A 12,619-nucleotide genomic window follows, 5' to 3' on the forward strand; every position below is an offset into this window, starting at 1 on the left:
CCGTGACCGAGCCCGCCTACGGCGAGGGCGCGAACGGCCAGCAGGGCGCGACCCCGGCCAGTGATGGTCAGTTGCTCGAACGCACCGTGTTCGAGGTCAAGCGGGTGATCGTCGGGCAGGACAGGCTCGTCGAGCGGCTGCTCGTGGGCTTGCTGGCCAAGGGACACCTGCTGCTGGAGGGCGTGCCCGGGGTCGCGAAGACCCTCGCGGTGGAGACGTTCGCGCGCGTGGTCGGCGGCACGTTCTCGCGCGTGCAGTTCACCCCGGATCTGGTCCCCGCGGACATCCTCGGCACCCGGATCTACCGGCAGGGCAGCGAGCGGTTCGACGTCGAACTCGGCCCGGTGGTGGCGAACTTCGTGCTCGCCGACGAGATCAACCGCGCCCCGGCCAAGGTGCAGTCGGCGATGCTCGAGGTGATGGCCGAGCGGCACCTGTCGATCGGCGGCAAGACCTTCCCGATGCCCGACCCGTTCCTCGTGCTCGCCACCCAGAACCCGATCGAGAACGAGGGTGTGTACCCGCTGCCGGAGGCGCAGCGCGACCGGTTCCTGTTCAAGATCGTGGTCGACTACCCCACGGCCGAGGAAGAGCGCGAGATCATCTACCGGATGGGCGTCACCCCGCCCGAACCGAACGAGGTGCTCAGCCCGGGCGAGCTGGTGCGGCTGCAGGGCGTGGCCTCGACGGTGTTCGTGCATCACGCGCTCGTCGACTACGTGGTGCGGCTCGTGCTCACCACGCGTACCCCGGGCGAGCACGGCCTGACCGACGTCGCGGGCTGGGTGTCCTACGGGGCCTCGCCCCGCGCGAGCCTCGGCATCATCGCCGCCGCGCGGGCGCTCGCCCTCGTGCGCGGGCGCGACTACGTGCTGCCGCAGGACGTCGTCGACGTCGTGCCCGACGTGCTGCGGCACAGGCTGGTGCTGTCCTACGACGCGCTCGCCGACGCGGTCCCGCTCGACCACATCATCAACCGGGTGCTGCAGACCGTGCCGCTGCCCCAGGTCTCGGCCCGTCCCGCGCCGGGGCAGCCCGTGGGAGCCGCGGGTTACTAGTGGCTGACAAGGACAAGCGGCCCGGGTGGGCGCCGCCGATCCTGCGCGGCGACCGGCTGGAGGCGGGCCTGCGCACGCTGGAGCTGGAGGTGCGGCGCCGGCTCGACGGGCTCCTGCAGGGCAACCACCTCGGCCTCGTGCCGGGGCCGGGGTCCGAACCGGGGGAGGCGCGGCCGTACCAGCCGGGCGACGACGTCCGCCGGATGGACTGGGCCGTCACGGCCCGCACCACCGTGCCGCATATCCGCGAAACCGTGGCCGACCGCGAACTGGAGACGTGGGTGGCCGCGGATCTGTCCGCGAGCCTCGACTTCGGCACCGCGCTGTGTGAGAAGCGGGATCTCGCGGTGTGCGCCGTCGCCGCGATCGCTTACCTCACCGGCGGTGGCGGGAACCGGCTCGGCGCGATCCTCGCCAACGGCGCCGAGACCGTCCGGGTGCCGGCCCGCGGTGGCCGCGCGCACGCGCGTGGCCTGCTGCGGAAGCTCGCCGAAATGCCGCGCGCCGCCGAGGGCACTCGTGGGGATCTGGCCGCGCTGCTGGAACAGCTGCGGCGCCCGCCGAGGCGGCGCGGGCTCGCCGTGGTGGTGTCGGACTTCCTGGGCGGGATGGACTGGGAGCGGCCGCTGCGCGGCCTTTCCGCGCGGCACGAGCTGATCGCGATCGAGGTGCTCGACCCGCGCGACGTCGATCTGCCGGAGGTGGGCACGATCGTGCTGGCCGACCCGGAGACCGGCAGGCAGCGCGAGGTGCACGCGTCGGCCCTGCTGCGCCGCGAGTTCGCGGCCGCGGCGCAGGCCCACCGCGAGCAGGTGGCGCGCGCGCTGCGGCAGGCGGGGGCGGCGCACCTGGTGCTGCGCACCGATTCCGACTGGATCGCGGACACCGTCCGCTTCGTCGTGGCCCGCAAGCGCCGCTGGTCAGGAGGCGCCGCGTGAGTCTCGCCGGGTTCAGCGCCCCGTGGTGGTTCCTGCTGCTGCTCGTGGTCGCGGCGGTCGTCGTCGGCTACGTGCTCGCGCAGCGCGCCCGCCGCAAGCGCACCATGCGGTTTTCGAACCTGGCGCTGCTGGAGAAGGTGGCGCCGCGGGCGCAGGGCTGGCCGCGGCATGTGCCGGCGGCTCTGCTGATCGTGTCGCTCCTCCTGCTCACCGTCGCACTGGCGGGCCCGACAGCCGAGCAGAAGGTGCCGCGGAACCGGGCGACCGTGATGCTCGTGATCGACGTTTCGCTGTCGATGGAGGCCACCGACGTCAAACCGTCGCGCCTGAAGGCGGCCCAGGACGCGGCGACGCAGTTCGCGCAGGGACTCACCCCCGGCATCAACCTGGGGCTAGTCTCCTTCGCCGGGACGGCGACCGTGCTCGTCGCGCCCACCACCGAGCGGCAGAGCGTGGTCAACGCGATCGGCAACCTCAAGCTGGCGCAGTCCACGGCGACCGGCGAGGGGATCTACGCGGCGCTGCAAGCGATTTCCGGCTTCTCGGCGGTCGTCGGCGGCGCGCAGGGGCCACCGCCGGCCCGGATCGTGCTGATGAGTGACGGCAAGCAGACCGTGCCGGAGGACCTCTACGCCCCGCGCGGCGCGTTCACCGCCGCCGGGGAGGCGAAGAAGGAGCACGTCCCGATCTCGACGATCTCGTTCGGCACCAGCCATGGCACCGTCGTGATCGCCGGCCGTGAGGTCCCGGTGGACGTCGACGACGGTTCGCTGCAGGAGGTCGCGAGACTTTCCGGTGGGGACTTCTACCGGGCGGGTTCGGCCGAACAGCTCAAGGAGGTCTATTCGGACCTCGGCGAGCAGATCGGCTACGAGATCAAGAAGGCCGACGCGAGCCGCCCGTGGGTCGTCCTCGGCACCTTGTCCCTCATCGCCGCCGCCGGCGGTGCGCTGTTCCTCGGCCAGCGCCTGCCCTAACCTGGGCCGATGGTGGGACGGCCAGTACGCCACCCACCCGGAGTTGCGCCCGGTGTACGACAAGCTCGTCACCCTGGCCGCGGCGCTGGACGGAGTCGAGGTGGGCGCACGGGCTGCGCCTCGACGGGGTCGAACCGTCCGGACGGTGGGGTCCGCGAAACCCCTGCGGGACGACCCGATGACAGCAAATCTCTAGGCCGCCGGCCTCGCGCCCGACCACCGGCCCCTGATCAGCGCGCTTCGCGCGGCTGTCACAACCGGAAATCGTGCTGGCGCCAGGCCTCGTAGATCGCGATCGAGGCCGTGTTCGCGAGGTTCAGTGACCGTGAACCCGGTCGCATGGGCAGCCGCACGCGTTTGGTGATCTGCGGTGCGTCCAGCACGTCCTCGGGCAGGCCCACCGACTCCGGGCCGAACAGCAGCACGTCTCCGGGCTGGTAGGCGACATCGGTGTAGCGGTGCTCACCGCGGGCGCTGAACGCGTATACGTTCGCCGGCAGCAGCGCGACCCACGCGGCGGCCAGGTCGGGATGCACCCGCACGTGCGCGAGATCGTGATAATCGAGCCCGGCGCGCCGCAGATGCTTGTCCTCGAAGGCGAATCCCAGCGGCTCCACCAGATGCAGCTCGACCCCGGTGTTCGCGGACAGCCGGATCGCGTTGCCCGTGTTGGGCGGAATCTCCGGCCGGTAGAAGACTATCCGGAACATCCTGAAGATCGTATTCCCTTCGCCGGAAGTTCGGCCATCGGTGGCAAGCCGGGCATTTTCACCTTTGCGCCTCCCGAGAGGCCCATCATCCCACCGCTGGAGGACCTCCCGCGGCCGCGCCCCTCGAACAGGCGTTCAGGCGGGCGGAAGGCGGGCCGCGAGTTTCTCGCGGACGTCGTCCGGCGGAGCCGCCTTCGTGAGGGTCTCGGTGCCGACGAAGACGTAGCGGTTCGTGCCGGTGGTCAGCGTCTGATCGCCGCGCACCACCGTGAACCCGAGGATGAACGACGTCGTGCCCAGATGGTCCAGGGTGACCTCGACGACCAGCCGGTCGCCGGGGTGGCCTGGCGCGTGGTAGCGCAGGTTCGCCTCGGCGACCACGGCGTCCACCTTGCGCGCGAGCAGGTAGTCGTAGGAGCCGAAGATCTCGTCGAAGAACTCGAACGATGCCATGTCGAAGTAGGCCAGGTAGTTGGCGTTGAACACGATGCCCTGCGGATCGCATTCGTGATAGCGCACGCGCAGCGGCATCCGCACGATCGGTGTCCTCATCATGCCTACCGGAGGGTAGTGGTGGCGGGTGCGGAGGGCGCGCACCACGGCGGATAACCTCAGGCCCGGCACAGGCGCGAATGAGCGAGGAGTACAGGTGGGACGGTCGGTACTGGTCACGGGCGGTAACCGGGGCATCGGTCTGGCGATCGCGCGGGACCTGGCCGCGCAGGGGCACAAGGTGGCCGTGACGCACCGGGGGTCCGGCGCGCCGGACGGGCTGTTCGGCGTGCGGGCCGACGTCACCGACTCCGGGCAGATCGACGCCGCGTTCAAAGAGGTCGAGGAGCACCAGGGCCCGGTCGAGGTGCTCGTCTCCAACGCCGGCATCACCGACGACACGCTGCTCATGCGGATGAGCGAGGAGCAGTTCACCAGCGTCATCGACGCGAACCTCACCGGCGCTTACCGGGTCGCGAAGCGTGCCTCGCGCGGCATGCTGCGCGCGAAGTGGGGCCGGTTCATCTTCATCTCGTCCGTCGTCGGCCTTTCCGGCGGTGCGGGCCAGGTCAACTACGCGGCCAGCAAGGCGGGGCTCGTCGGCGTCGCGCGGTCGCTCACGCGGGAACTGGGCTCGCGCAACATCACCGCGAACGTGGTCGCGCCCGGCTTCGTCGTCACCGATCTGACCGACGTGCTGACCGAGGACCAGCGCGCGGCCGCGCTCGCCCAGATCCCCGCCGGCCGCTACGGCGAGGCGGCGGAGATCGCCGCGGCGGTGCGGTACCTGGCCTCCGACGAAGCCGCGTACGTCAACGGGGCCGTGCTGCCCGTCGACGGCGGCCTCGGCATGGGCCACTAGTTTTCCCACGGTAGAAAGGACTCGTCTTGCCCGGACTGCTCGAAGGTAAGCGGCTGCTGATCACCGGGGTGATCACCGACGCCTCCATCGCGTTCCACGCCGCCAAGGTCGCCCAGGAGCAGGGCGCGAAGGTGGTGCTGACCGGTTTCGGCCGGATGTCGCTCGTCGAGCGCATCGCCAAGCGGCTGCCCGAGCCGGCCCCGGTGGTCGAACTGGACGTGCAGAACCCCGGGCACCTGGACACGCTCGCGGACCGCGTGCGCGAGCACGTCGACGGCCTCGACGGGGTGCTGCACGCGATCGCGTTCGCGCCGCAGACCTGCCTCGGCGCGCCGTTCCTCGACGCGCCGAAGGAGGACGTGTCGGTCGCGGTGCAGGTTTCGGCGTTCTCGTTCAAATCCCTCGCGACCGCGGTGCTGCCGCTGCTGGCGCCGGGCGCCTCGGTGGTGGGCCTCGACTTCGACGCGCGCGTCGCGTGGCCCGCCTACAACTGGATGGGCGTGGCGAAGGCGGCGCTCGAGTCGGTGAACCGGTACCTCGCGCGCGAGCTGGGGCCGCACGGGATCCGGGTGAACCTCGTGTCGGCGGGCCCGCTCAAGACGATGGCCGCGAAGTCGATCCCCGGGTTCGGCGAGCTCGAAGGCGGCTGGGGCGACCGCGCGCCGCTGGGCTGGCAGGCCGAGGATCCGACGGCGGTGGCGAAGTCGATCTGCGCGGTCCTCTCGGACTGGCTGCCCGCCACCACGGGCTCGATGATCTGGGTCGACGGCGGCGTACACGCCCTCGGCATGTGACATGCCGTGAGGGACCCCCTCATGCCTATATGTGCCGTGAGGGGGTCCCTCACGGCATTCCAATGAGGGTGGGCGAGGATGGGGCAGTGGGCTATCAAGCGTTGTTGTGGCTGTCCTTCGGCGGGCCTGAGGGGCCGGACGAGGTCATGCCGTTCCTGGAGAACGTGACGCGCGGGCGGGGCGTGCCGCCGGAGCGGCTCGCCGAGGTCGCCGTGCACTACCAGCATTTCGGCGGGGTCTCGCCGATCAACCGGCTCAACCGCGAGGCCATCGCCGCGGTCGAGAAGGAACTCGCCGCGCAGGGCATCGACCTGCCCGTCTACTTCGGCAACCGCAACTGGCAGCCCCTGGCCGAGGACGCCGTCGCGCGGATGGCCGCCGACGGGGTCCGCCGCGCGCTGGTGTTCCCGACGAGCGCGTACGGCGGCTACTCCGCCTGCCGCCAGTACGACGAGGACATCGAGCGCGTCCGCGCCGCAGTCGGAGAGAACGCGCCGGAGCTGACGAAACTGCGCCAGTTCTTCGACCACCCGCTGTTCGTCTCCGCCTTCGCCGACGCGTTGCGCACCGCCCACGACGGCCTCGCAAACGCCCGCACGGTCTTCACCGCGCACTCGGTACCCGAAAGCGCCGACCAGGCATCGGGCCCACCCGGCGAAGGCGGCCGGCGCTATTCGCGGCAGATCGCCGAGGCGGCACGCCTGGTCGCGGCCGACGCGGGGGTCACCGAGTACGACGTGGTGTGGCAGTCCCGCTCCGGCCCCGCGCGGATTCCCTGGCTGGAGCCGGACATCGTGGACCATATCGACGCGTTGCACGCCCAGGGCGTCAAGGCGGTCGTGGCGTGCCCGGTCGGGTTCGTCTCCGACCACCTCGAGGTGATCTGGGACCTGGACAACGAGGCCGCCGGGCGTGCCGCGGAACACGGCATGGGCTTCGCCCGCGCGGCGACGCCGAACGCGGACCCGCGGTTCGCGGAACTGGTCGTGGAACTGGTGCGCGAGCACATCGCGGGCGCCCGAGCGCGCAAGCTCTCGGATTTCCCGGCGGCGGGCTGCACCGTCAACGGCGCGCCCTGCGCTACTGGATGTTGTCAGCCTGCTCGCTGAACTGGCGCACAGCCTCGTTCACCGCGGCGTAGCGGGCCATCCGGACCGCGTTTCCCAGCGGGCGCAAGGCGTCCGCGCGCAGGACGGCGGCCGAGGCGGACAGCGCGCCGCCCGGCTCGTCGATTTCCGCGACGGCCAGGATCGCGCCGACCTCCTCGGCGCGTTGCAGCACCCGCAAGGCCCGGCCCGGCGTCCCCGCCGGCCAATCCGGGCGCGGCCGGGCCCGCAGCCACGCGGACAGCTCCGCCCGCACACCAGGGCGGTCCTTCGCGACGTCCAGCGCCTGCAATGCACCCGCCGAGTCGCGGATCGTGTCGGTCAGGCCGTGCTCGGCCTCGGCCAGCCCCACGTACTCGGGCGTGACCGAAGTGTCCACTTTGTACGCCGACCAGCGCACCAGCCCCTCGGCGATGGTCTGCGGAACCAGGCCGAAACGCAGCGCCGGCAACAACATCGCCTCGCCCGCGCGCAGCGCCGCATCGGTGAACGAGCCACCGCCACCGAGCCCGCGCACGTCCCCGGGCACCGGCAGCACGAGCCTCGTCTCGGCGGCGCCGCGCGCACGCAGTGCCGCCAGCAGTTGCACGGGCGTCGCGGGGAAGTCACCGGCGAGGGGAAGGTCCAGCCCGACCGCGGCTTCCGCGTCACCGGCGACGACCTCATGCGCCTCGCCCCAGGCGAGCAGGGCGTCGAGCACGTCGTCCGGCGCGGCGGCACCGGAAAGCCACGCCGAGGTCCACACGGTCAGGGTCGCACTGGGACAGCACACGGCTATCCAGAATACCCGCGTCCCGTGCTGGAGCTGCTCCACATCGACGATCCGGCCGCGCGGGGTTAGCTTCGTAGGGGTGAACCCCGTACCCGAACACCTGCCCCGCACCGCGGGACACCTGCGCGCGGCCGGTTACCTCCCGCGCGGGATCAAGACCGAAATCCACGACAACCTGCTCGCCGCCCTGCGTGCCGGCCGGAACCCGTGGCCGGGCATCGTCGGGTTCGACCGGACGGTCCTGCCGCAGTTCGAGCGCGCGCTGCTGGCCGGTCACGACGTCGTGCTGCTCGGCGAGCGCGGCCAGGGCAAGACCCGGTTGCTGCGCACGCTCGCCGGCCTGCTCGACGAGTGGACGCCGGTGATCGAGGGCAGCGAGCTGGCCGAACATCCGCTGGACCCGATCACCCCGGCGTCGATCCGGCGCGCCGCCGAGCTCGGTGACGAACTGCCGGTCACCTGGCTGCACCGAGGCGAGCGCTACACCGAGAAGCTGGCCACCCCGGATACGAGCGTCGGCGACCTGATCGGCGACGTGGACCCGGTGAAGGTCGCCGAGGGCCGCAGCCTCGGCGATCCCGAGACCATCCACTTCGGACTCGTGCCGAGGGCGCACCGCGGGATCGTGGCGATCAACGAGCTGCCCGACCTCGCGGAGCGCATCCAGGTCGCGCTGCTGAACGTGATGGAGGAGCGCGACATCCAGGTCCGCGGTTACACGCTGCGCCTGCCGCTGGACGTGCTCATGGTCGCCACCGCGAACCCCGAGGACTACACCAACCGCGGCCGGATCATCACCCCGCTCAAGGACCGCTTCGGCGCGGAGATCCGCACGCACTACCCGCTGGACGTGGCCGCCGAGGTCGACGTGGTGCGCCAGGAGTCGCATCTGGTGGCCGAGGTCGGTGAGCCGCTTTTGGAGGTGCTCGCCCGCTTTGTCCGGAACCTGCGCGAGTCGAGCGTGATCGACCAACGCTCGGGCGTGTCGGCCCGGTTCGCCGTGGCGGCAGCCGAAACCGTCGCGGCCGCCGCGTTGCGGCGTTCGGCACTGACGGGCGAGCAGCCCGCGGTGGCGCGCCCGGTCGACCTCGATGCGGTGCCGGCGGTGCTGCGCGGCAAGGTCGAGTTCGAGCCCGGCGAGGAGGGCCGCGAGCACGAGCAGCTCGTGCACCTGCTGCGCCGCGCGATCGCGGAGACCGCGCGGGACCGGTTCGGCGGGCTGAACCTGCGGCCGCTCGTGGAGGCCGTCGCGGACGGGCATCTCGTCGCCACCGGCGAGAAGGTCCCGGGTGCCGACGTGCTCGCCGCGCTGCCGGAACTGCCGGTCCTGCACGAGGTCGCCGCGCGGGCGGGCGTGTCCGCCAGCGATTCCCCGGGCCGGATCGCGGCGGCGGTCGAGCTCGCGCTGGAGTCGCTGTACCTGGCGCGTCAGCTGGCGAAGGACTCCGACGACGCGACGTCGGTGTACGGGCCGTGACCACCCCCGAGAGCTACTCGTACGGCCCATGGCACGAGGGGCCGGACCCGCTCGCGCCGCCGATCGACCTGCGTGACGCGCTGGACGAGATCGGGCAGGACGTGATGGGCGGCTCGTCGCCGCGCTCGGCGCTCGAAGAGCTGCTGCGGCGCGGCACCCGGGACACCACCGGGCTGGACGAGCTCACGCGGCGGGTCTGGCAGCGGCGTTCGGAAATCCAGCGCCGCAACAACCTCGACGGCACGCTGCGGGAGATCCGGCGGCTGCTGGACGAGGCACTGCAGGAGGAGCGCAGCGCGCTGTTCCCCGACCCGTCCGACGACGCGCGCCTGCAGGAGGCCGAGCTGGACGCGCTGCCGCCCGGCACCGCCGCCGCCGTGCGCGAGCTGGCGGACTACCAGTGGCGGTCGGAGCAGGCGCGGGAGAACTACGAGAAGATCCAGGATCTGCTGGGCCGCGAGATGCTCGAATCGCGGTTCGAGGGCATGAAGGAGGCGTTGCAGAACACCAGCCCCGAGGACGTCGAGCGGGTCAACCAGATGCTGTCGGACCTCAACGCGCTGCTGGACGCCTACGCGCGCGGCACCGACGACATCCAGGACCGGTTCGAGGAGTTCATGCGGCGCCACGGCGAGTTCTTCCCGGAGAACCCGCAGACCGTCGAGGAGCTGATCGACGCGCTCGCCGCCCGCGCGGCCGCCGCGCAGCGGATGATGAACTCGATGAGCGAGGAGCAGCGGGATGAGCTGATGAGCCTCGCGCAGCAAGCCTTCGGTGGCCCGCGTATCGCCCAACAGCTGTCCAATTTGGATGCTCAGTTGCGGTCGCTGCGGCCGGGGGAGGACTGGACGTCCTCGGCGCGGATGCGCGGCCGCAACCCGCTGGGCATGGGCGAAGGCGCGCAGGCGATGCAGGAGCTCGCGGAGCTCGACGCCCTCGCCGAGCAGCTCGGGCAGTCCTATCCGGGCGCGCGCCTGGAAGACATCGACATGGAGGCGCTGGAACAGCAGCTGGGCAAGGACGCGGGTGTGGACGCGCGCCGGTTGTCGGAGCTGGAACGGGAACTGCGCCGCCAGGGGCTGTTCGAACGGGCGCCGGACGGGTCGCTTCGGTTGTCTCCCAAGGCTTTGCGACGGCTCGGCGAGACGGTGCTCGCGGACGTGGTGAACGGGCTGCGCGGTAAGACCGGGCAGCGCGAGCAGGAGTCGGCAGGCGCGGCGGGTGAGCCGACGGGGGCGAGCAGGCCGTGGCAGTTCGGCGACATGCAGCCGTGGGACACCTCGCGGACGGTGCGCAACGCGGTGCTGCGCACGGCTTCCGTGGGTGGGCGCGGCGCAGTAAGGCTTGACGTGTCCGATGTGGAGGTCGTGGAGACCGAGCACCGGTCGCGCGCCGCGGTGGCGCTGCTGGTGGACACGTCGTGGTCGATGATCACCGAAGGCCGGTGGCTGCCGATGAAGCGCACGGCGCTCGCGCTGCACCAGCTGATCTCGACGCGGTTCCGCAACGACGCGCTACAGCTGATCACGTTCGGCCGCTACGCCGCCCCGGTGGAGCTGGCGGAGCTGGTAGGCCTCGAAGGCGCGTGGGAGCAGGGCACGAACGCGCATCACGCGCTGCTGCTCGCGGGCCGGCACCTGCGGCGGCATCCCGACGCGCAGCCGGTGGTGCTGATGGTCACCGACGGCGAGCCGACCGCGCACCTGGAACCGGACGGCGAGGCGGTGTTCGACTACCCGCCCCAGCCGCAGACGCTGTACAAGACGGTGTCCGAAGTGGACAGACTGGCGAAGCTGGGCGCGTCGGTCACGGTGTTCCGCCTCGGCGACGACCCGCGGCTGGAGGAGTTCGTCGATCTGCTGGCCCGCCGCTCCGGCGGCCGAGTCGTCGCCCCGGACCTGGACGGCCTAGGCGCGGCAGTGGTCGGCGACTACCTCCGCACCCGCCGCCGCTGAGTCCGGCGTGTTTGCCGCCTGCGCGGGCGTGTTGGCCGCCCACGTCGGCGTGTTGGCCGCCCGCGCGGCAAAATCACCGTCGCCGAGAGCAAACACGCGCGCTAACGCGCCGTCACCGAGATCCGGGCGCCGCGGGCGGGAACCATGGTGATGTGCCGCGGGCGCGAGCCCTCGGGGCGGGTCCGGTCGGGGGACAGGCGATAGCGCGACAGCACCGCCTGCAGCACGATAGTCGCCTCCAGCAAGGAGAATCCCGCGCCGAGGCAGCGCCGCACCCCGCCGCCGAACGGGAACCAGCTGCCCGCCGCCGGGCCACCGTCGGTGAGGAACCGCTCGGGCCGGAACGCGTCCGGCTCCGGATGGTGCCCGGCGTCGGCGTGCACCATCGCGATCGACGGCATCACGGTGACCCCGGCCGGGAGCCGGTAGCCGCCGATCTCGACGTCCTCGGTGAGCCTGCGCGCCACCTCGGAGATCACCGGGTGCAGCCGCATCGCTTCCTTCGCCACGGCTTCGAGGTACTTCTCGTCGCCCTCGTCCGCCGCCGTCAGCGCGGCCTCGAGCCGGACCGGATCGCGGGAGAGCTCATGGAACGCCCAGGCCAGCGACGTCGCGGTGGTCTCGTGACCGGCCAGCAGCAGCGTGATCAGCTGGTCGCGCAGCTCGGCGTCGGAGAGCCGGTCGTCGTCGGCGGGCACGGTCAGCAGCCGGGACAGCACGTCGGTGCGCTCGGCCAGATCCGGCGCCGCCCGCCGCTCGGCGATCTCGGCGTACACCAGGTCGTCCACCCGGTCCTGCCGCTCTTTCGACCGCTTCCACGGGCCGAAGCGCCGCAGCTTCTCGTTGTGGAAGCCGAAGAGATCGAGCACACCGATGTCGACCGCGTTGGTCAGCAGCCGGCGCAGCTGGTCGAGCCGCGGCCCCTCGGCGACGCCGAACACGACGCGCAGGATGATCTCCAGCGCGAGCTCCTGCATCCGTCCGTGCGAGCGGAAGACCTGCCCGGACGGCCAGCGGGAGACCTCCCGCTCGGCCAGCTCGGTGATCATGTCGCGGTAGCCGCGCAGCGCGGCCCCGTGGAAGGCGGGCATCAGCAGCTTCCGCGCCCGACGGTGGACGTCCTTGTCGGTGAGCAGCACCGAATGCTCGCCCATGATGGGCTTGAGGATGACGTTGCCCTCGCCGGCGTGGAAGGTCGTGACCGGACCGCTGAACACGGTCTTGATGTGCTCGAGATCGGCGAGCTGGATCGCCTGACGGTTGGGGTAGAGCCGCAGCGTGAACACATCGCCGTAGCGGCGGCGTAACACCGGCAGCAGGCGGTGGCGGAAGTTCGCGAACAGCAGGGTCTGCACCAGTGGCGGCAGTTTCGGGCCCGGCGGCAGCGAAGTCGTGGGGACGCGGGACAGCGTGCTCGTCATGCCGGACCTCCCTCGTGCGGTCTACGGCCCAGTTATACGCGCGTGTAAGTGACCATG

12 protein-coding genes are annotated in these 12,619 nt (G+C 71.6%); 8 read left to right on the forward strand and 4 right to left on the reverse strand.

Annotated elements, in window-relative coordinates; genetic code table 11:
* The first annotated feature begins 2 nt into the window (after nt 1-2).
* The 3 genes from FG385_RS15045 to FG385_RS15055 are packed head-to-tail and all read left to right on the forward strand — an operon-like array spanning nt 3 to nt 2,973.
* Nucleotides 3-1,058, forward strand: coding sequence for an AAA family ATPase (locus tag FG385_RS15045; protein ID WP_139097339.1), 1,056 nt, complete (start codon nt 3-5; stop codon nt 1,056-1,058).
* Nucleotides 1,058-1,996, forward strand: coding sequence for a DUF58 domain-containing protein (locus tag FG385_RS15050; protein ID WP_139097340.1), 939 nt, complete (start codon nt 1,058-1,060; stop codon nt 1,994-1,996). The genes FG385_RS15045 and FG385_RS15050 overlap by 1 nt, the downstream gene beginning before the upstream one ends.
* A complete protein-coding gene (locus tag FG385_RS15055) occupies nt 1,993-2,973 on the forward strand; it encodes a VWA domain-containing protein (RefSeq protein ID WP_139097341.1) in 981 nt (326 codons plus the stop codon). Before FG385_RS15050 ends, FG385_RS15055 begins: the two co-directional genes overlap by 4 nt.
* Before the next feature lie 251 nt (nt 2,974-3,224).
* Here FG385_RS15055 and FG385_RS15060 read toward each other — a convergent pair whose 3' ends face one another.
* Together FG385_RS15060 and FG385_RS15065 are read right to left on the reverse strand one after the other, a co-directional pair.
* A complete protein-coding gene (locus FG385_RS15060; RefSeq protein ID WP_139097342.1) occupies nt 3,225-3,683 on the reverse strand; it encodes a tRNA (cytidine(34)-2'-O)-methyltransferase in 459 nt (152 codons plus the stop codon).
* A gap of 135 nt (nt 3,684-3,818) precedes the next feature.
* A complete protein-coding gene (locus FG385_RS15065) occupies nt 3,819-4,238 on the reverse strand; it encodes an acyl-CoA thioesterase (RefSeq protein ID WP_200834468.1) in 420 nt (139 codons plus the stop codon).
* A 94-nt stretch (nt 4,239-4,332) separates the two neighbouring features.
* Between FG385_RS15065 and fabG the strand changes: the two genes are divergently transcribed.
* From fabG to FG385_RS15080, 3 genes are all read left to right on the forward strand, one after another.
* Nucleotides 4,333-5,037: a beta-ketoacyl-ACP reductase gene (gene fabG, locus FG385_RS15070; RefSeq protein ID WP_139097343.1), complete on the forward strand. Its 705-nt coding sequence runs from the start codon at nt 4,333-4,335 to the stop codon at nt 5,035-5,037.
* Between the two features lie 26 nt (nt 5,038-5,063).
* Complete coding sequence (fabI, locus tag FG385_RS15075; RefSeq protein ID WP_139097344.1) at nt 5,064-5,831, forward strand: enoyl-ACP reductase FabI; 768 nt, start codon at nt 5,064-5,066, stop codon at nt 5,829-5,831.
* Nucleotides 5,832-5,917: 86 nt separating this feature from the next.
* Nucleotides 5,918-6,940, forward strand: coding sequence for a ferrochelatase (locus FG385_RS15080; RefSeq protein ID WP_139097345.1), 1,023 nt, complete (start codon nt 5,918-5,920; stop codon nt 6,938-6,940).
* Here FG385_RS15080 and FG385_RS15085 read toward each other — a convergent pair.
* Complete coding sequence (locus FG385_RS15085) at nt 6,912-7,709, reverse strand: hypothetical protein (protein ID WP_200834469.1); 798 nt, start codon at nt 7,707-7,709, stop codon at nt 6,912-6,914. The genes FG385_RS15080 and FG385_RS15085 overlap by 29 nt on opposite strands.
* Before the next feature lie 79 nt (nt 7,710-7,788).
* On the opposite strand from FG385_RS15085, the gene FG385_RS15090 reads away from it, so the two are divergent.
* Both FG385_RS15090 and FG385_RS15095 read left to right on the forward strand, forming a co-directional pair.
* On the forward strand, nt 7,789-9,186 hold the full coding sequence (locus tag FG385_RS15090; RefSeq protein WP_139097346.1) for a sigma 54-interacting transcriptional regulator: 1,398 nt from the start codon (nt 7,789-7,791) through the stop codon (nt 9,184-9,186).
* The gene (locus FG385_RS15095) at nt 9,183-11,141 is read left to right on the forward strand and encodes a vWA domain-containing protein (RefSeq protein ID WP_139097347.1); all 1,959 of its coding nucleotides are present in this window, start codon (nt 9,183-9,185) and stop codon (nt 11,139-11,141) included. Before FG385_RS15090 ends, FG385_RS15095 begins: the two co-directional genes overlap by 4 nt.
* 101 nt (nt 11,142-11,242) lie before the next feature.
* Here the strand turns inward: FG385_RS15095 and FG385_RS15100 are convergent, their stop codons facing one another.
* A complete protein-coding gene (locus tag FG385_RS15100) occupies nt 11,243-12,562 on the reverse strand; it encodes a cytochrome P450 (protein WP_139097348.1) in 1,320 nt (439 codons plus the stop codon).
* Nucleotides 12,563-12,619: the final 57 nt, after the last annotated feature.

The organism is Amycolatopsis alkalitolerans, assembly GCF_006152065.1.
Taxonomy (GTDB): domain Bacteria; phylum Actinomycetota; class Actinomycetes; order Mycobacteriales; family Pseudonocardiaceae; genus Amycolatopsis_E; species Amycolatopsis_E alkalitolerans.